This is a genomic window from Streptomyces coacervatus (assembly GCF_029223485.1).
GTDB lineage: Bacteria > Actinomycetota > Actinomycetes > Streptomycetales > Streptomycetaceae > Streptomyces > Streptomyces coacervatus.
In genome coordinates, this window is sequence record NZ_JARHTP010000006.1 from 183,841 (window position 1) to 202,053 (window position 18,213).

General features: G+C 70.6%; 19 protein-coding genes. 10 read left to right on the forward strand and 9 right to left on the reverse strand.

The genetic code is table 11. The features are described from left to right. The first annotated feature begins 12 nt into the window (after nt 1–12). Nucleotides 13–1,686: a penicillin-binding transpeptidase domain-containing protein gene (locus P2Q00_RS16780; RefSeq protein WP_275773333.1), complete on the forward strand. Its 1,674-nt coding sequence runs from the start codon at nt 13–15 to the stop codon at nt 1,684–1,686. Nucleotides 1,687–1,764: 78 nt separating this feature from the next. Here P2Q00_RS16780 and P2Q00_RS16785 read toward each other — a convergent pair whose 3' ends face one another. Next, a complete protein-coding gene (locus P2Q00_RS16785) occupies nt 1,765–2,112 on the reverse strand; it encodes an SsgA family sporulation/cell division regulator (protein WP_275773334.1) in 348 nt (115 codons plus the stop codon). A gap of 182 nt (nt 2,113–2,294) precedes the next feature. Between P2Q00_RS16785 and P2Q00_RS16790 the strand changes: the two genes are divergently transcribed. From P2Q00_RS16790 to P2Q00_RS16815, 6 genes are all read left to right on the forward strand, one after another. Further along, entirely contained in the window at nt 2,295–3,341 is a 1,047-nt protein-coding gene (locus tag P2Q00_RS16790; protein WP_275773335.1) for an energy-coupling factor ABC transporter permease, read from the forward strand. 1 nt (nt 3,342) lies between these two features. Further along, nucleotides 3,343–4,104, forward strand: a complete 762-nt coding sequence (gene cbiQ / locus P2Q00_RS16795; protein WP_275773336.1) for a cobalt ECF transporter T component CbiQ — start codon at nt 3,343–3,345, stop codon at nt 4,102–4,104. After that, the gene (locus P2Q00_RS16800; RefSeq protein WP_275773337.1) at nt 4,092–4,859 is read left to right on the forward strand and encodes an energy-coupling factor ABC transporter ATP-binding protein; all 768 of its coding nucleotides are present in this window, start codon (nt 4,092–4,094) and stop codon (nt 4,857–4,859) included. The genes cbiQ and P2Q00_RS16800 overlap by 13 nt, the downstream gene beginning before the upstream one ends. After that, on the forward strand, nt 4,856–5,332 hold the full coding sequence (locus P2Q00_RS16805) for a MarR family winged helix-turn-helix transcriptional regulator (RefSeq protein ID WP_275773338.1): 477 nt from the start codon (nt 4,856–4,858) through the stop codon (nt 5,330–5,332). Before P2Q00_RS16800 ends, P2Q00_RS16805 begins: the two co-directional genes overlap by 4 nt. A gap of 113 nt (nt 5,333–5,445) precedes the next feature. After that, nucleotides 5,446–5,928 carry an organic hydroperoxide resistance protein gene (locus P2Q00_RS16810; RefSeq protein WP_275773339.1) on the forward strand — a complete coding sequence of 161 codons (483 nt, stop codon included), beginning with the start codon at nt 5,446–5,448 and terminating at the stop codon, nt 5,926–5,928. A gap of 47 nt (nt 5,929–5,975) precedes the next feature. Then, nucleotides 5,976–7,145: a serine hydrolase domain-containing protein gene (locus tag P2Q00_RS16815; RefSeq protein ID WP_275773340.1), complete on the forward strand. Its 1,170-nt coding sequence runs from the start codon at nt 5,976–5,978 to the stop codon at nt 7,143–7,145. A gap of 15 nt (nt 7,146–7,160) precedes the next feature. Here P2Q00_RS16815 and P2Q00_RS16820 read toward each other — a convergent pair whose 3' ends face one another. Then, nucleotides 7,161–7,436 (reverse strand): DUF1876 domain-containing protein, encoded by a 276-nt coding sequence (locus P2Q00_RS16820; RefSeq protein ID WP_275773341.1) that lies wholly within the window; start codon nt 7,434–7,436, stop codon nt 7,161–7,163. A 185-nt stretch (nt 7,437–7,621) separates the two neighbouring features. Between P2Q00_RS16820 and P2Q00_RS16825 the strand changes: the two genes are divergently transcribed. Genes P2Q00_RS16825 through P2Q00_RS16835 form a run of 3 tightly spaced genes read left to right on the forward strand, consistent with a single transcriptional unit; the run spans nt 7,622 to nt 10,064 of the window. Then, nucleotides 7,622–8,083, forward strand: a complete 462-nt coding sequence (locus P2Q00_RS16825) for a hypothetical protein (protein ID WP_275773342.1) — start codon at nt 7,622–7,624, stop codon at nt 8,081–8,083. 41 nt (nt 8,084–8,124) lie between these two features. Continuing rightward, nucleotides 8,125–8,805 carry a two-component system response regulator CseB gene (cseB, locus tag P2Q00_RS16830; protein ID WP_275773343.1) on the forward strand — a complete coding sequence of 227 codons (681 nt, stop codon included), beginning with the start codon at nt 8,125–8,127 and terminating at the stop codon, nt 8,803–8,805. A gap of 56 nt (nt 8,806–8,861) precedes the next feature. Then, complete coding sequence (locus tag P2Q00_RS16835) at nt 8,862–10,064, forward strand: ATP-binding protein (RefSeq protein ID WP_275773344.1); 1,203 nt, start codon at nt 8,862–8,864, stop codon at nt 10,062–10,064. On the opposite strand, the gene P2Q00_RS16840 is transcribed toward P2Q00_RS16835, so the two are convergent. From P2Q00_RS16840 to P2Q00_RS16870, 7 genes are all read right to left on the reverse strand, one after another. After that, entirely contained in the window at nt 10,036–10,443 is a 408-nt protein-coding gene (locus tag P2Q00_RS16840) for a barstar family protein (RefSeq protein ID WP_275773345.1), read from the reverse strand. The genes P2Q00_RS16835 and P2Q00_RS16840 overlap by 29 nt on opposite strands. Nucleotides 10,444–10,524: 81 nt before the next feature. After that, nucleotides 10,525–11,211, reverse strand: a complete 687-nt coding sequence (locus P2Q00_RS16845; RefSeq protein WP_275773346.1) for a ribonuclease domain-containing protein — start codon at nt 11,209–11,211, stop codon at nt 10,525–10,527. A gap of 144 nt (nt 11,212–11,355) precedes the next feature. After that, entirely contained in the window at nt 11,356–14,112 is a 2,757-nt protein-coding gene (locus tag P2Q00_RS16850) for a bifunctional YncE family protein/alkaline phosphatase family protein (RefSeq protein ID WP_275773347.1), read from the reverse strand. A 4-nt stretch (nt 14,113–14,116) separates the two neighbouring features. After that, complete coding sequence (locus P2Q00_RS16855) at nt 14,117–15,487, reverse strand: ABC-2 transporter permease family protein (protein ID WP_275773348.1); 1,371 nt, start codon at nt 15,485–15,487, stop codon at nt 14,117–14,119. After that, nucleotides 15,484–16,428 carry an ABC transporter ATP-binding protein gene (locus P2Q00_RS16860; protein WP_275773349.1) on the reverse strand — a complete coding sequence of 315 codons (945 nt, stop codon included), beginning with the start codon at nt 16,426–16,428 and terminating at the stop codon, nt 15,484–15,486. Before P2Q00_RS16860 ends, P2Q00_RS16855 begins: the two co-directional genes overlap by 4 nt. Before the next feature lie 249 nt (nt 16,429–16,677). Further along, nucleotides 16,678–17,523, reverse strand: a complete 846-nt coding sequence (locus P2Q00_RS16865; protein WP_275773350.1) for an EamA family transporter — start codon at nt 17,521–17,523, stop codon at nt 16,678–16,680. Beyond that, the gene (locus P2Q00_RS16870; RefSeq protein WP_275773351.1) at nt 17,520–18,029 is read right to left on the reverse strand and encodes a YbaK/EbsC family protein; all 510 of its coding nucleotides are present in this window, start codon (nt 18,027–18,029) and stop codon (nt 17,520–17,522) included. The genes P2Q00_RS16865 and P2Q00_RS16870 overlap by 4 nt, the downstream gene beginning before the upstream one ends. Nucleotides 18,030–18,213: the final 184 nt, after the last annotated feature.

The window sequence follows — 18,213 nt, forward strand, 5'->3', positions numbered from 1 at the left end:
GGAAAAGGAACTGTGGGCAACAGAAGGCGCGTCGCCGAGCGACGGAAGACCAGGCCCGCCGTGGTCGGCGGGATGATCGCCGTGGTGATCGTCGGCGCCGGCGTCGGCGTCTACGCGCTGACCGGCGGCTCGGCGGCCGACGACCGGGCGTCGACGTCCTCGTCCGCCGACAACAAGCCCAAGGTCAAGACCGGACCGCTGTCGGCGACCGAGGTCCAGACGACGGCCACGAAGTTCCTCACGTCCTGGCAGCAGGGCAAGGCGGCACAGGCAGCCGCCGTCACCAGCGACTCGACGGCGGCCACCGCCCTGCTCACCGGCTACACCAAGGACGCCCATGTCACGGGCGTCACGCTCACCCCCGGCACCCGCACCGGCGACAAGGTCCCCTTCTCCGTCAAGGGCACGGTGTCGTACAAGGGCATCAAGAAGCCGCTCGCGTACGAGAATTCGCTGACGGTCGTGCGCGACCGGACGACCGGCAAGCCGCTGGTCGACTGGCACTCCGCGGTCGTCCAGCCCGATCTGAAGGACGGCGACACGCTGGTCACGGGCGAGTCCGGGACCCCGCCGGTCAAGGCGTACGACCGCGACGGCGGTGAGCTGACCGCCGCGAAGTACCCCTCGCTGGGCCCGGTCCTCGACGGCCTGCGCGAGAAGTACGGCAAGACCGCCGGCGGCAAGGCGGGCGTCGAGCTGGACGTGGTGCGCGGCAAGGCGTCGCAGAAGGCCAAGCTGTCGGACAAGACGCTGCTGACGCTCACCAAGGGCACACCGGGCAAGGTGAAGACGACGCTGAGCCCGACGTTCCAGGCCGCGGCCGAGCGGCAGGTCGCCGCGAAGCAGCGGTCGTCGGTCGTGGTCATGCGTCCGTCGACCGGCGAGATCCTGGCCGTGGCGAACCAGAACCACACCTTCAATGTCGCCTTCCAGGGCTCCCTGGCCCCCGGCTCCACGATGAAGATCGTGACGTCGACGATGCTGTTCGAGAAGAAGCTCATCACCCCGGACGCCTCGCACCCCTGCCCCAAGACGTACAAGCTCGCCGGCTGGACCTTCCACAACGACGGCGACTCCGAGATCAAGCAGGGCACCTTCAAGCTGGCCTTCGGTGCCTCCTGCAACAACGCCTTCATCAACTTCGCCCCGAAGCTGTCCAACAGCGATCTGACGCAGGAGGCCCAGCAGGTCTACGGCCTCGGCATGAACAACTGGGCCATCGGCGTCCCGACCTTCGACGGCTCGATCCCGGTGATGAGCGGCGCACAGATGGGCGCCTCGCTGATCGGGCAGGGCGGGGTGCGGATGAACCCGCTGAACATGGCGTCGGTGGCGGCGACGGTGGAGGCGGGCGTCTTCCACCAGCCGTACCTGGTCTCCCCCTCGGTGGACAACCGCACGCTGGCCAAGGCCTCGCGCACGATGTCGGCCCAGACCCAGAGCTGGGTCAAGGAGGTCATGCGGTACACGGCCGGATACGGCACGGCGGCCAAGGCGATGTCCGGCGTCACCGGCGACGTCGGCGCCAAGACCGGTTCGGCGGAGGTAGACGGCCAGAAGAAGCCGAACGGCTGGTTCACGGCCTACCGCGGCGACCTGGTGGCCGCAGGCGTGGTCCAGGCAGGCGGCCACGGCGGCGACACAGCGGGCCCGATCGTAGCGGCACTGCTAAAAATGGGCGGTTGAGCGCGCCCCGTTTTTAGGGGCGCGGGGAACTGCGCGACCAGCCACGACGGCGCCGCAGACGACCGACGACCGGAGTGCTCAGCGACCAACAGGCGCCGCAGCCATATAAGTGCGGCGCAAGAACCTCAGCAGCGTCTTCGACTCGAACTGCACAACCGAAACCCCCGTCGCCGAGTGAAACTCGACGACGGCCTGCACACGGCCGCAAGGCCACACGCGGACCTCTCCGCTGCCCGCAGGCGCCCGCAACCCCTGCTCCAGGAGCGAACGCGAAAAGCTCCACTCATGCGTCCCGGGAAGATCCACCCGCACCGCGCGCGGGTCGACCTCGGGGTCGTAGCGCAGGACGACGGGGACGGTCTCGTCCTCGGGTATGACCGCATCCGTGACCAGGTGGGCTCGTGCGTACTGCTCGACTACAGACATCGTGCCGGCCTCTCACGCTGCGTGACCTGTGTGGAAACTGTGCGCCCACCCCCTCCCAATGTCCCATATATTCCGGAACACGCCCCCTGGCGTCGGACATCTCACACGCGCGCGAAACCGTGCACAATGCACGAGCGGGTCGCTCTTGCAAGTAGTTCGCAACAAGGCACTATCATCGAACGGTGCATGTGCCTGACGGATTCATCAATGCCCCCGTCTCCGCCGCGACCGGCGTCGTCGCCGCGGGCGCCATCGCGGTCAGTCTGCGCGGCGCGCGCCGCGAGCTGGACGAACGCACCGCGCCGCTGGCCGGGCTGGTGGCGGCGTTCATCTTCGCCGTGCAGATGCTGAACTTCCCCGTCGCGGCGGGGACCAGCGGCCATCTGCTCGGCGGCGCGCTCGCCGCGATCCTCGTCGGCCCCTTCACCGGGGTGCTGTGCGTGTCCGTCGTCCTGCTGATGCAGGGCATCCTCTTCGCGGACGGCGGCCTGACCGCGCTCGGCGTGAACATCACGGACATGGCGATCGTCACGACGGTCGTCGGGTACGCCGTCTTCCGGTTCCTGGTGAAGGTGCTTCCGCGCAAGCGGCGCTCGGTGACCGTGGCCTCCTTCGCCGCCGCGCTCCTCTCGGTCCCGGCCGCCGCGGTCGCCTTCACGCTGATCTACGCCGTCGGCGGCACCACGGACGTCTCCCTCGGCAAGGTCGCCACCGCGATGATCGGCGTGCACGTCCTGATCGGGATCGGCGAGGCGGCGATCACGGCACTGACGGTCGGCGCGGTGATCGCCGTACGCCCGGATCTCGTGTACGGCGCGCGCGGCCTGGAGCAGCGGCTCAAGCTGCGCGTGAACGGCGAACTCGTGGACGCTCCTCCGTCCCGTCCGGCGCCCGTCGCGGCGCGCACCTCCCGCCGCAGGCTGTGGCTCACCGGCCTGGTCACCTCCCTCGTCCTCGCCGGATTCGTCAGCTTCTACGCCAACACGAACCCCGACGGTCTGATGAAGGTCGCCCAGGACCAGGGCATCGACAAGAAGACCGAGAAGCACGCGGCCGCCGACTCCCCGCTCGCCGGATACGGCGTCAAGGACATCACCGACGGCCGCGTCTCCAAGGGCCTCGCGGGCCTGATCGGCGTCGGCGTCACGGTCGTCGCGGGCAGCACGGTGTTCTGGGCGGTGCGCAGGCGCCGTACGGCCGACACCTCCCCCGTCGGGACGGGCGTCTGACATGGGCGCCGGACACGCGCACAGGCTGTACCGGCACGGGCACTCCCCCGTGCACGCCCTGCCGCCGCACACCAAGCTCGCCGCGGCGTTCGCCTTCGTGGTGGTCGTGGTGTCGACGCCGCGGGAGGCGATGTGGGCGTTCGGCCTGTACGCCGTCCTCCTGGGCTTCGTCGCACGCCACGCGCGCGTGCCCGCCGGATTCCTGCTGAAACGGCTGCTGATCGAGGTGCCGTTCGTCGCGTTCGCCGTGCTGATGCCGTTCGTGGCGGAGGGCGAGCGGGTGGACGTCCTGGGCCTGTCCCTGAGCGTGAACGGCCTGTGGGGCGCCTGGAACGTGCTCGCCAAGGGCACGCTGGGTGTCGCCGCCTCCGTCCTGCTGGCCTCCACGACCGAGCTGCGCGAACTCCTCCTCGGCCTCCAGCGGTTGAAGCTCCCGCCGCTGCTCGTCCAGATCGCGTCCTTCATGATCCGTTACGGCGATGTCATCACCGACGAGATGCGGCGGATGCGGATCGCGCGGGAGTCGCGGGGCTTCGAGGCGCGGGGAGTGCGGCACTGGGGTGTGCTGGCGAAGTCGGCCGGCGCCCTCTTCATCCGCTCCTACGAGCGCGGGGAGCGCGTCCACCTGGCCATGGTCAGCCGCGGTTACGCCGGTTCCATGCCGGTGATCGACGAGGTGACCGCGGACCGGGCGCAGTGGTCGTACGCCCTCGCACTCCCCGTCGCCGCCCTTGTCGTCTGCCTGCTGGGATGGACCTTGTGACACCTGTGACACCTTCGCTGGAAGTGGCCGGTCTGGCCTTCGCCTACCCCGACGGCCACCAGGCCCTGTTCGGCGTCGACTTCACGGTCGGGCGCGGTGAGCGGGTCGCGCTGCTCGGCCCGAACGGTGCCGGCAAGACGACCCTTGTCCTCCACCTCAACGGCATCCTGACCGGCGGTGCGGGCACGGTCACGGTGGCCGGGCTGCCCGTCGGCAAGCAGCACATGGCGGAGATCCGCCGCCGGGTCGGCATCGTCTTCCAGGACCCGGACGACCAGCTGTTCATGCCGACGGTCCGCGAGGACGTGGCGTTCGGGCCGGCGGCGGCCGGGCTGAAGGGGCCCGAGCTGGAGGAGCGGGTCGACCGGGCGCTCGCGCAGGTCGGCATGGGCGAGTTCAAGGAACGGCCCCCGCACCACCTCTCCTTCGGGCAGCGGCGCCGGGTGGCCGTGGCGACCGTACTCGCGATGGAGCCGGAGATCCTCGTCCTGGACGAGCCGTCCTCCAACCTCGACCCGGCCTCGCGCCGCGAACTGGCCGACATCCTGCGCTCGTTGGACGTCACCGTCCTCATGGTCACGCACGACCTGCCGTACGCCCTGGAGCTGTGCCCGCGCTCGCTCGTCCTCAGCGAGGGCGTGATCGCCGCGGACGGCAGGACGGCCGAGCTGCTCTCCGACGAGGAGCTGATGCGCGCCCACCGCCTGGAGCTGCCCTTCGGTTTCGACCCGCGGTCCGTGACAATGGGCGCGTGACGAACGAGGACCATACGGCGGCCGAGAAAGACTCCAAGGGCTCGCTGCTGCTCGACGACCAGCTGTGCTTTGCGCTGTACGCGGCCCAGCGGGCGGTGACGTCCTCCTACCGGCCGCTCCTCGACGAACTCGGCCTCACCTACCCGCAGTACCTGGTGCTGCTCGTCCTGTGGGAGCGCGGCGAGATCGCGGTCAAGGAGCTGGCGACCGCGCTGCGGCTCGACTACGGCACGGTGTCGCCCCTGCTGAAGCGGCTGGAGTCGGCGGGGCTGGTGCGCCGGGAGCGCGCGGCGCACGACGAGCGCTCGGTGCTGGTCGCGTGCACGGGGCGCGGGGAGGAACTGCGGGAGCGGGCGGCGTGCGTACCGGGCGCGCTGCTCGCGGCGACGGGGCTCGACGAGCCGGAGGTCGCGCGGCTGCGCGAGGATCTCTGGCGGCTGGCAGCGAAGGCCGAAGCGGCCGCACAGCGCTGATCTCGGGTTACCCACGGTTGCTACCCCCTGGTAACGGCTACTGACCTACCGGCAAGTACCTTGTGCACGATGTACTTGCGCGCACTCGTTCTGGGGGGCCAACCATGAGCGCCATGAGTGACGATCCGACCGTCGAACCCATCGAACCCATGGAACCCGTCGAAACCGTCGACACCCGACCGACGAAAATCATGTACGTCGCCGAGGCGACCGCGCACGGCGGCCGGGACGGCTACGTCACCAGCCAGGACGGGCAGATCGAGGTCAGGGTCGCGATGCCGCCGGAGCTCGGCGGGGACGGCAACGGCACCAACCCGGAGCAACTGTTCGCGGCCGGCTACAGCTCCTGCTTCCACAACGCGCTGGTACTGGTGGGCCGCCGGTCCGGCTTCGACCTCACCGGTTCCACGGTCGCCGCGAAGGTCGGCATAGGCCCCAACAAGCAGCGCGGTTACGGCCTCGCGGTCGCCCTCAGCGTCTCGCTCCCGGTGCTGGACCCGGACGTCGCGGCGAAGCTGGTGGACGCCGCGCACGAGGTGTGCCCGTACTCGAACGCGACCCGCGGGAACATCGACGTGACGATTCTGCTTGGGTGAGTGGGGAGTACTCACCGGCAGTACTCACGGGCAACAGGAGCACGGGCGTGGACGTGAACGGTGCGGTGGCCGAGGGCTTCGAGCCGGTCAGGGAAGCGTTCGTACGGAACTTCGAGGTGCTCGGGGACCGGGGCGCGGCCGTCACCGTCTACCGGGACGGGCACAAGGTCGTCGACCTGTGGGGCGGCACGAAGAACGTAGACGGCGCAGACAGCACCGAGCCGTGGCAGCAGGGCACCGCCCAGATCGTGCGCTCGGCGACCAAGGGCGTCGCCGCCGCCGTACTCCTGCTGCTGCAGCAGCGCGGTGAGCTGGACCTGGACGCGCCGGTCGGCGACTACTGGCCGGAGTTCAAGGCGGCGGGCAAGGAGCGGACGCGAGTGTGGCATCTGCTCGCGCACCGCGCGGGCGTGCCCGTGCTGGACCGTCCCCTCACGCCCGCCGAGGCCGCGGACCCCGACCTCGGCGCCGAGGCGGTCGCGGCGCAGGCACCGGTCTGGGAGCCGGGCACCGACCACGGGTATCACGCGCAGACGTACAGCTGGCTGACGGGCGAGCTGGTGCGGCGGATCACGGGACTCGGCGTCGGCGAGTGGATCGCGGAGGAGATAGCGGGCCCGGTCGGGGCGGACCTGTGGCTGGGGCTGCCGGCGGGCGAGCAGGCGCGGGTGGGCCGGGTGGCGCAGGTCGACCCGCCGGCGGACCCGCACGGCCTGCGCACCCGCCCCAAGCGGGCGGTCTCCGAGGCCTACGCCGACCCCGGCACCCTCACCCGCCGCGCCTTCGCCGCGATCACGCCGCTGCCCGACGAGAACGACCCCGCCTACCGCGCCGCCGCCCTCCCCGCCTCCAATGGCATCGCCACGGCGGACGGCCTGGCGCGTTTCTACGCGTCGCTGATCGGCGAACTGGACGGCGGGACACGCCTGTTCACGCCGGAGACGATGGAGCTGGCGCGCACCGAACGCAGCGCGGGACCGGACCGCGTGCTCGTCGTGAACACGCGGTTCGGCCTCGGCTACATGCTGCACGGGGCGGCGTCCCCGCTGCTGTCCCCCACCTCCTTCGGCCACCCGGGCCGCGGCGGCGCCCTCGGCTTCGCCGACCCCGACTCGGGCATCGCCTTCGGCTATGTGACGAACGGTTTCAGGAAGAGCGTGACGGCGGACCCGCGGGCGCAGGCGCTGGTGCGGGCGGTGCGCGTCTGTCTCGCATGAACGGGAACCTGTGGCTCAGACGTTGATCGAGTGCGACGTCCGCCCCGACGCCGAGTCGATCTCCCCGTGCGCCTTGGTGAGCAGCTGCATGGCGAGTTCGTTCAGCGCCCGTGCGCCGGCGATCTCCTCGCCCACCCTTGGCTGATTCGCGTCGGTGTGGTGTCGGCTCGCGTGACCGTGGGCCTTTACCTCGGTCCCGTCGGACAGGCGCACCAGCGCGACCGCCCGCGTGTGCGTGTCGTCCTCCTGGAACTCCAGCTCGATGTGCCATCCCACTGCGGTTTGCGTCATGACGATCACCTCCGGAAGACCTGCTTCCAGAGTGCTCCTGCGGGCCCGCGGATGCACGATTCCAGCACAGGGTTGCGCAAGCCCGCTGTTACGGACATCACGGTCCGAGTCGGCTGAAATTTCATGTAACGACATGCACCATGTCTGGCGGCAACCACCACCGCTCGCCCCGGGGGGAGACGCGCATGGCTCTTCGTCGCTTCGCACTGCACGCCTCGCTCACCGCCTGTCTGCTGGCCTGCCTCGCCGGGTGCGGCGGCACGGTCGGCGGGATCCACGCCGAGGGCCCGGCGCCCTCCCGGATCCCCTGGTCGGGACCGGTGTACGTACTGGACTGGAAGTCCCTGGCCTGGCAGCACCCGGACGTGCTGGACCTGACCTCACGCACCGTGCTGTACGGCGTCGCATGGCACGACTGGGGCAGGCCCCGGGCCACCGGCACGGGCGAGGTGGTCGACTTCGCCTGTGTGTCGGGCTGCGCCCACCACGACTACAAGAGCTACTCGGTCTCGATCGTCTTCAGCGGGCTGGTCAAGCGCCAGTACGCGGCCTACTACAGCCGCGCGTCGGTGACTCCCGTACGACGGCCCGCGCCCGGCTGGGCGGAGGACACCAGCGGCGTACGACTGCACGTCCCGAAGCCCTGACAACGCCAGCCCTGCCAACGCCCGGACCGGAAGGAGCTCCTGTGCACGACATCCTGCTCGTCGAGGACGACGAGATGATCCGAGAGGCCACCCGGCTCACGCTGGAGGCGCACGGCTACCGCGTCCGTACGGCGGCCGACGGGGTGACCGGGCTCGCGATGTTCCGGGAGCAGCGCCCGGAGGTGGCCGTGCTCGACATCATGCTGCCCGGGCTCAACGGGGTGAGCCTGGCCGGCCGTATCCGCGAGGAGTCCGGGGTGCCGGTGCTGCTGATCTCCGCGCGCAACGACCCGGTGGACGTGGTGATGGGCCTGGAGGCGGGCGCCGACGACTATGTGACCAAGCCGTTCGAGGGCTCGGTGCTGGTCGCCCGGATCCGTTGCCTGCTGCGCCGCGCGGCTCCCGCCGAGCCGAGCGCCGACGCGCCCGGGCCGGCCGGTCCGCTCCGGTTCGGCGACCTGCTCTTCTGCCCCACGACCCTGGAGGTACGGCTGAACGGCCGTCCCCTCGCCCTGACCACGACCGAGCTGAAGCTGCTGCGGGAGTTCACCGCGTCGGCGGGCACCGTCCTCACCAGGGATCTGCTGCTGGAGCGGGTCTGGGACTACGCCTGGTCCGGTGACACCCGGGTCGTGGACGTCCATGTGCAGCGGCTGCGCGCCAAGATCGGCCGGGATCGGATCGAGACGGTGCGCGGCTTCGGCTACAAGCTGCGCGCGTGAGGCGGCCTGTGCACGTGAAGAGCATTTTTTCACCGGCTCTCGGGCGGCCGAGGTCCGTGAACGTCGGCGCGAAGGTCGCCCTCGCGGTGGCCGCCGCGGCCGTGTCGGTGGCGGCGGCGGTCGGGATCCTGGTCCATCAGCTCACCGCCGCCGACCAACTCTCCACCGCCCGCGACGAGTTGGACGGACAGCTGATGAGTGCGGCGTACGACTATGCGGCCGCCCGCAAGTCCCCGGCGCGGATCAACCCGGCGGACCTGCCCACGGCGGTGGCGAAGGCCGTGCGTGGCGGCACCCGCGTGACCTATCTGCAGGACGGCGCGCACCCCGTGCTGTGGGCTGCGACCCAGGTCGCCGACCGCCAAGTGCTCGCGCTCAGGCGGTCCTACGCCCCCGAAGCCCGGTCGCTGGCCGCGCTGGACCGGACCCTGGCCGCCGTGGGCGCCGCCGCCACCGTCCTGGTGTCGCTGGCGGGACTGCTGCTCGGGGTGCGGACGGGCCGCCGGGCCACGGCCGCCGCCCGTACCGCGGAGTCCATTGCCGACGGAGACCTCGATGCCCGGGTGCGCCCCGACGGCCGGGACGAGATCGCCCGCCTCGCCGCCTCCGTGAACACGATGGCGGACGCGCTCGGCGCCCGGCTGGAGGCCGAGCGCCGGGTGACCGCCGACATCGCGCACGAACTGCGCACCCCGGTGGCCGGTATGTCGACGGCGGTGGGACTGCTGCCGCCCGGTCCGGCCACGGACCTCGTGCAGGGCTCGGTGCGCAAGCTGCGCGGGCTGGTCGAGGACGTGCTGGAGGTGGCCCGGCTGGACTCCGGGTCCGTACAGCCCCTGGCCGAGGAGCGGCAGATGAGTGCGATGGTCCGGCGGGCGGTCGCCGGGCTGGACGGGGTGGCGGTACGGGTCGTCGAGGACACCGTGGTGACGACCGACCCGCGCCGCGTCGAGCGCATCCTCGCCAACCTGGCCGGCAATGCGCTGCGGCACGGTGCCGCGCCGGTGGTGGCGGAGGTGGACGGCCCGGTCGTACGGGTCCGCGACCACGGCAGCGGCTTCCCACCCGATCTGCTCGCGGTGCTGCACACCTCCGGCCCGCAGCGCTTCCGTACGACCGCGCCGGGCACCGGAACCGGCCTGGGCCTGACCATCGCGGTGGGCCAGGCCCGGCTGCTGGGCGCCGAGTTGGTCTTCCGCAACCATCCGGAGGGCGGCGCGGAGGCGGTGCTCAGGCTTCCGGCATCGGCGGCGGGGTGAAGCCTGCCGCCGTCATGCGCCGAGCCAGCTGACTCAGGTCGTCGGCGGAGTCGTCCAGGAGCAGCAGGCCGAAGTCGCTGCCGTCCAGGATGTCCAGGAGGATGCCGAGCTGCCTCGGGTCCTCGTCCTCCAGGAGCAGGGCGGCGTTGCGGAGGACGAGCGTCACGGGGCCGGACTCGTCGGGGGCGGTCACGGTGCGCAGGCATTCCTCGAAGGCGTCCCAGTTGTGGCCGAACCAGTCCGGGAAGCCGAGGGCCGCGGACCACTCGGCGAACAGGTCGACGGTGGTGCGGGCGTGCGTGCCGCGGATCTCCTTCGCCGAGGCGGGGGCGGCTTCGGATGCGGGCAGCGGGCGGAGCCAGTGTGCAGTGGCGTTCATGTCGTTCTTCCGGGGGTGAAGGTGGGGGGTGGGGAGCCGCGCCCGCCGGGGTTCGCCCGGCGGGCGGCGGGGGCTCGTCGGCTACCAGCGGCCGAGGTAGTGGAAGGTCCGGTAGTGGTCGAACGTCGCGTAGACGTGGCCGGTGTGGGTGTTGCGGACGATCCGGTACGTACCACGGCGGCCGGAGCCCGGGGCAGCGCCGCCGGTGTACGCGAGCATGTCGTACTCGCGGTAGACGTTGTGCCCGCCGTTGGCGTTGGCTGCCGAGACGCCGAAGGACTGTTCCAGGTGCTGGAGCTGCACACCCCGGTCCTGGAACACACCGCCGTACCAGATCCAGTGGGTCTGACGGTTCCAGAAGGACCCGGTGTAGAAGTGGTACCAGCCCGCGTCGCTCCTGCCCGTGCCACCGGGCCAGCCTCCGGTGAAGTGCTGGTTCTCATGTGTGACGAGCTCGTGCATGCCGTGGAAAGTGTCGACGCCGTGCGTGTTCCAGAAGTCGGCTGCGGTGACGGCCCCGCGCCAGTCCTGGTCGGAGACGTTGCTCGGCTGTGCCCCGCGCTGCGGCGCCTGGGCCGGGCAGGTCTGGGCCGGGAGGCTGGCGCAGCTGGGGCCCTCGGCGGCGTGCGCGGTGGCGGACACGCCGACCCCGCCGATGGTGATGCTGAGCAGCATGGCCGGGATCGCGGCCTTGCGGGCGTGTGCCTTCAGCCGGGACGACAGCGGGCGCTTGACGCGCGGGGTCTCCGGGACCTCGGTCAAGGACATGGTGGCTCCTTGGGGTGGTGTCGGTTCCGCGGGAGCGGTGTGCTCCGGCTGACCGCAAGGAGACCGGTCGGGTGTCTCGGTGGTCCGGCGGCCACATCACGCGTGGCCGCCGGAAATGACGTACGGCTGTTACGAAACCGAGCGTCAGCCGTCGTTCTCCGCCGACGGGAGGTAGGCGCCGGGTACGTCGTTCGGCGCGTAGACCTTCTTGTCACCGGGGTACGGCTTGGTCCAGTTGTGGGTCTGGTACCAGGTGTAGCGGTTCATCTGCTCGGCGTTGGCGTAGTCGGGCACGGCGTGCGCGCCGGTCAGGCGCTGGTGCGAGGCCCAGGTCTTCCAGTCCGCGGCCAGCTGCTGCTGGGCCTGCGGCACCGCGGCGGAGGTCGGCGCGGCGGCCGCCTTGGTGTCCTGGGGCGCCGGGGTGTCCGAGCCGCAGGAGGGCTGGGGGCTCACGCCGAGGGTCAGCGAGGTCCGGTTGGGTTCGGCCGTGAACGGCGTGCTGTCCGGCTTCAGGCTGAACGCCCCGTACATCGGGGTGGCCGCGCTGTCCTTCTGGTTCATCGGGTGGATCCCGAGGATCTGCTCGATGGTCCGCATCATCGTGATCTGCGAGTAGTAGTGGCTGTCGACCGTGCCGTGCTTGGCCCAGGGGCTGATGATCTGGACCGGGGCGCGGTGGCCGTCGATGTGGTCGAGGCCGTTCTGGGAGTCGTCCTCGACGACGAATATCGCCGAGTCCTTCCAGTACTTGCTGTGCGAGATCTCGTCGACCATCCGGCCGACCGCGAGGTCGTTGTCGGCGACCTCGGCGGAGGCGTTCGCCGGGCCGCCGGTGTGGTCGTTGGAGAACCAGAACATGTTCAGGTTCGCCGGACCGTTCTTCTCGAAGTCCTGCTTCCAGATCTGCTCTTTGTAGATGTCCGGGACGGTGAGGTCGAACATCGGGAAGCCCTGCACCGACACGTTGTTGAGGGACGGGATCGCCGAGCCCACCTGGATGGGGTACGCGGTCTGCGCGCCCGTGGCTTCCATGTTCTTGCTGTCGCAGTACAGGTTCTGCCAGCTGGCGTCGGCCGGCTTGCTCTCCAGCGACTGGAACTCGCCGAAGTCCTTGACCGACCTGCCGGCCGCTTGGGCACCGCTCCAGATGAAGCCGGACTTCTGGTGGCCGAGGGCGTCGTTCTCGGTGTCGTAGCTGCGCTGGTACTCACCGGCGGAGGACTCGGTGTACTCCGGGTTGTCCGACTGCATCAGCCAGTTGTGGCCCTCGGCGGAGTTCGTGCCGACGTCGTAGAAGTTGTCGTAGAGCCCGAACTGCTCGGCCAGGGCGTGCTGGTTGGGCGTCACGTTCTCGCCGAACGTGGTGACCGAGGAGTCGCCGTCGCCCTGCGGCAGATCGCCGAAGACCTGGTCGTAGGTCCGGTTCTCCTTGACGAGCAGGAAGACGTGCTTGATCGTCGAGGGGTCGCCGAGCCGCAGCGGGACCGGCAGCGCCTTCGCGGAGGTCTTGCGGCCCGCCGTCGTGACCGAGCCGGGCGTCCAGCCGTTCTGCTTGAAGACCTTGGCCGTCTGGGACCTGATGACGCTGTCGTCCGGCAGCGTGAACTGCGTCAGGCTCGACGTGGTGTCGTGGGTGTTGTGGCCGGCGGCGGTGGTGGGGCGGCGGGCGTCTATGCCACGGGTGTTGGAGACGACCACGTCGTCGCCGACGGTGGCGATGCCCGAGGGGAAGTAGTCCGTCGGCAGCAGGCCTACGTAACTGGCGGGCTCCTGCGGGGACTTGTACCGGTAGACGGCGACCGCGTTGGCGCGGCCGAGCGTCACCAGCAGACGGCCGTCGTCGGTGAGCGTCACGTCGTTGGGCTCGTAGCCGACCTTCGCCTCCGGCCACGGCTGGGTGGCGATGGTCTGTACGACCTTGCCGCGCGCGGTGTTGATGACCGAGACGCTGTTGTCGGCGGTGTTGGTGACGAACACCGCGCCCTTGCTCGCGTACACCGCGGTCGGGTGCAGTCCTACGTCGATGCTGCCGACGGCGGCGGACGGGTCGGCCGTGTCGATGACACTCACAGTGCCGGTGGTGGTCGCGCCGGTGTCGGCGTTGGCCGGGACCTGGGTGCCGTAGGAGTTGATGGTGGTGTCGCCGTCCTTGGCCGGGCGGCCGCCCTCGTTGCTGACGTAGAGCTTTCCGCCGACCAGGGCGATACCGCGGGGGGCGTTGCCGACTGCCCAGCTCTGCTTGACGGTTCCGGTCGCCGCGTCGATGGCGACGACCCGGTTCTGACCGTTGACCGCGGAGTACACGGTGGATCCGTCGGCGGAGAACACCGCAGCACCCACGAGCGCGTGCTTGGTGCCGTCGGCCGGGATCGGGACGGCCACGGGGTTGGCGAGGGTGCCGTCGGAGTTGACGGTGAACTTGGTGTAGCCGTCGGTCTGGCCCAGCCACAGCTGCGTACCGTCGGGCGAGTACGTCGGGCCCTCCTGGCCGACGGAGCCGCTCTTGATGCGCAGGTCGTCCGCCGCGTTGGTGCCGACCTTCTGCTTGACCTGACCGGTCGAGAGGTCCATGACGATCAGCGAGGCATCGCCGTCGGCGACCGAGGCCGCGAGGTGGCTGCCGTCCGGGCTGACCGTGGACGACATGATCTTGCCGTCGTTGATGACGGTGCGGTCGCCGTAGGGCTTGATGTACTGGTCGCTGGATATGACCTGGCCGTTTGCGGTCTCCTGGGCGACCTGCTGGGTGCCGAACTGCCACGTCGAGGCGACCGCGGTGCCCGTGACGCCGAGGGCGACCGCGATGCCGGCCGAGACCAGCATGGCGCGGCGGCCGACGCGTCTGCCGAAGAGGTTGATCTGCTCCTTCTCGTTAACCCGGCGCTGCCGTGTTACCTGCATGGAGTTATCCCTTCGAGGTGGTGTCGAGCAGCTCGACGTTGCCGTCGAACTGCCACAGCGGGTTCGGCGCGTCTCCGGTCGAAGTCCGCACCAGGAAGTAGCCGTTGACTTCCTTCGGCCCGTCGCCGTCGGCGACGAACCGCCCGTCCGATCCGATGTCCAGCTGGTAGACGGCCGTCCCTGCCACCGCGACGCCGGGGAGATGCCAGGTGACGACGCACCGCCAGTCGTTGCCCGCGCCCTCTTGTGCGCCCTGGCCGTCGCTCTTGGTGCACGCCGCCGTGGCCCGCAGCTGTGCCTCGGTGACGGCGGGGCGGTGCAGCTGCCGGGTCTGCAACCGGTAGAGGTGGGCGAAGGCGGTGGCCACCGACCGCTGGACCTTGTCCTGATTGATGCCGGAGCCCGTCGATGGGGTCGCGACGGCGACCGCCGCGACGGCGAGCACGGTCAGTCCGGCCAAGGGCAGCAGACCGATGGTGATCGCTCGGCGCCCGGAACCGTCGTAGGCGAGGTTGGTGAAGTCCCGCCGTACGAACAGCAGATAGGCCAGCGCGGTCGCGAGTACGGCCCACACCAGGCTGACCGCGATGCCGATCAGGAGCGGGCCGAGCTGGGCCGGGCTGGTGAACAGGCCGTTCCAGGAGATGAAGGCGTAGCCGGGCAGGGCGAGGCGTACGGCGACCGGCAGCGGCAGCATCTGGGCGACCTGCATGCCGAGCGCGACGAGCGGCGGCAGCAGCAGCCCCATCGGGGACCGGCCCAGCGCGACCGACCCGAGGAGCCCGATCGCGGCGAGGGCGAGGGTCGGGGCGAGGGCCGCGACCCAGGCGAGGAGGACCCGGACGGCGGCATCCCCCGGAGCAAGTAGATGGCCGTCGAGGCCGACCAGCGGCTGGTTGCCGACCGCCACGAGCCCGCCGACCGCGCTGGAACAGGCCAGCCCTGCGACCAGCAGCAGGATGACGGTGAGGCTGGCCAGCGACTTCGCCACGAAGATCCGCCGGGGCGACCGGACCGCCACCAGCAGATGGCGCCAGGTGCCGAGCCGGTCCTCGGCGGCGAACACATCACCGGCGACGAGCGAAGTCAGCAGCGGGAGCGCCCAGGTGCCCGCGAACCCGAGCATCACCAGCGGTCCGGCCCACGCCGTGGCGTGCATCCAGCGCCCGAAGAGAGTGTCGCTGGGCAGCGTGCTCTGCCGGCTCACTCCGGCGACGAAGAGCGCGGGCGCGATCCAGCAGGCGAGGACGAGCAGGCGGATCCGCCACTGCGAGACGAGCTTGACCAGCTCGAAGCGGTAGCTGCGGGAAACGGGCACCCGGCCGGATCTGGCAACGCTGTCGTCGGTGACGCCATCGGCGACGGTCGTGGTCATCGGTCGGCCCCCTGGCTCGGCTCGGTGAGGGCGAGGAACGCGGCCTCCAACGGCGAGACCACAGGCGCGAGTTCGCGCACCGCGACACCCGACTTCACGAGCCCGGCCACCAGTTCGTCGAGGGCGGGCACCAGCGCGCGCACGACGAGCAGTTCGGGGTCCTGCCGTATCGGCGTGTCGTCGACGACCCGTATCCCGGCCATGCCGTCGGCCAGCCGCCGCGCGGCCCCCGGGTCGGAAGTCCGCACCCGGTAGTCGAGTTCACGATTCTCGGCGGCGAGCTTGCCGATCGGCCCGGAGAAGACGACCCGTCCGGTGGCAAGGATGGTGACCTCGGAGCACATCGCCTCCAGGTCGTCCATACGGTGACTGGAGACGACGACACTCGCGCCGTCCGCGGCGAGCCGGTTCAGGACACCGTGGACATGTCGTTTACCGGCCGGATCAAGGCCGTTGGAGGGCTCGTCGAGCACCAGCAGCCGGGGCTTGGTGAGCAGGGCGGCGGCGAGGCCGAGCCGCTGACGCATGCCGAGGGAGAAGCCGCGGGCCTTGTCGTCGGCGACGGCGGTGAGCCCGACCTGGTCGAGCGCTTCGTCGATCGCCGCGGTGTACGCGCCGAGCCCGCGGAGCCGGGCCAGGGCGGCGAGGTTCTGCCGCGCGGTGAGCGAGGGATAGAGGCCGGGCCCGTCGACAAAACCGGCGACACCCTCCGGGGCGTCGAACGCCCGCCCCACCGGCGCACCCAGGATCTCCAGCCGCCCGCTGTCGGCGACGGCCAGGCCCAGCAGCAGTCCGAGCAGCGTCGTCTTGCCGGCGCCGTTCGGCCCGACCAGGCCATGTATCTGACCCTGCGTCACATCCAGGTCGACACCGTCGAGCGCGACGACATCGCCGAAACACTTGGTGATCCCTCTGGCGCGGACTGCGTGGAGTGTGTCCATGAGCCCCCCTCTTCCCAAATCCCACCGGACCCTAGGGACGGCACACACCCCATACACAGACGCCTGACTGAACTCTCATGGAACGGATCGTCAAGGCATAGATAAATCCTGTACATGCCAACTTCAGGCCGGACTCGGCAACTTCAGGCCGGACTTGGGCAGACCGGACGTGCGCCGCCCGGAATCTCCCGGTACGCGGCCAGGGCCTGTCCTGCGGATCAGCCGGATCGGCTCGGCGTCGGACAGGCCCTAACCGGCGTGCAGCATCAGCCCGATGCCCGCCACCAGCAGCCCGGCCGCCACGATCCGCGGCGCCCCGAACCGCTCCTTGAAGACCACGGCCCCGATCGCCGCGCCCACGATGATCGACGACTCGCGCAGAGCAGCGATCGGAGCGAGCTCGGCCTTGGTCTGGGCCCACAGGACGAGCCCGTACGCGGCGACGGACAGAGCCGCGCCCAGCAGACCGAGGCCCGCGAACGGCCGTAGGACGGTGAACAGTTGACCGCGCCAGCGGGTGGCGGCATACGCCGGGATCGCGATCCCCTCCACCGCCATCAGCCAGGCGATGTACCCGAGGGACGACCCGGACGCCCGCACGCCCAGACCGTCCACCAGCGTGTACGAGGCGATGGTCAGGCCGGTCGCAAGAGCGGCGCCGATCGCGGCCCAGTTGGGCCGACGGCCGCGCAGCCCCCACAGGGCGACGCCGGTCAGGCCCGCGCAGGACAGGGCGATACCGGCGGCGGCCCAACCGTTCGGCACCTCGTGCGCGAAGAGAGCGGCGAGGAGGGTGACGACCAGGGGCGCGGTGCCGCGCGCGATCGGGTACGCCTGCCCGAAGTCACCGAGCCGGAACGACCGCATGAGCAGCACGAAGTACGCGATGTGAATGAGGGCGGAGCCGACGAGATACGGCCACGCGGCGGCCTTCGGAAAGGCCACGAACGGCACCATCACCAGCCCGATGAGCATGCCCCCGCCCGCGATGAGGGTGAACCCGACCAGCTTGTCGGTGATCTGGTGGGCAATCGCGTTCCAGCAGGCGTGCGTGACGGCGGCGAGGAGGACGGCCGCGGCGACCAGCGGGGTCACGAGGCGGACTCGCGCACATCCACCAGCGTGGCACCCGCGTGGGCGACAAGGTCCTTGGGCTCCATGGGGAACACGGCGTGCGGATTCCCGGCGGCGGCCCACACGAGATCGTGCTCCAGCAGCGAACGGTCGGCCAGCACCCGGGTCTTCGTACGGTGCCCGAAGGGCGGTACGCCGCCGATGGCGTACCCGGTCGTCTCCCGTACGACGTCCGCCTTGGCCCGAGTCACCTTCTCGGCCCCGAGTTCCTCCCGCACCCGCTCGACATCCACCCGCGACGCCCCGTCCATCAACACCAGCACCGGGACACCGTCCGCCGCGAAGATCAGCGACTTGCAGATCTGGCCGAGCTCACACCCGATAGCCTCCGCCGCCTCGACGGCGGTGCGGGTCGCGTCCGGGAAGCGGCGGATACGGGCGTGCAGGTCGTCGAGACCCATCTCGCGCAGGGCAACGGCGAAACGGGGGCTGGCTCCGGAGCTGTCGGTGGCATCGGCGGTAGTCATGCACCGCACGCTAGCGGCGCGTGTACCGGGCACGCGACCGAGTTGTGCAGCCCCGGCGCACCCGCTCACTGCCGCACGGGCAACGCCCTAAAGGGGCGCGGGGCTGTATCGATATGCGGCTCCGCCGCGTGGGCGCGACCAGCCACGACGGCGCCGCAGACGGCCAACGACACATCGCGCCCCG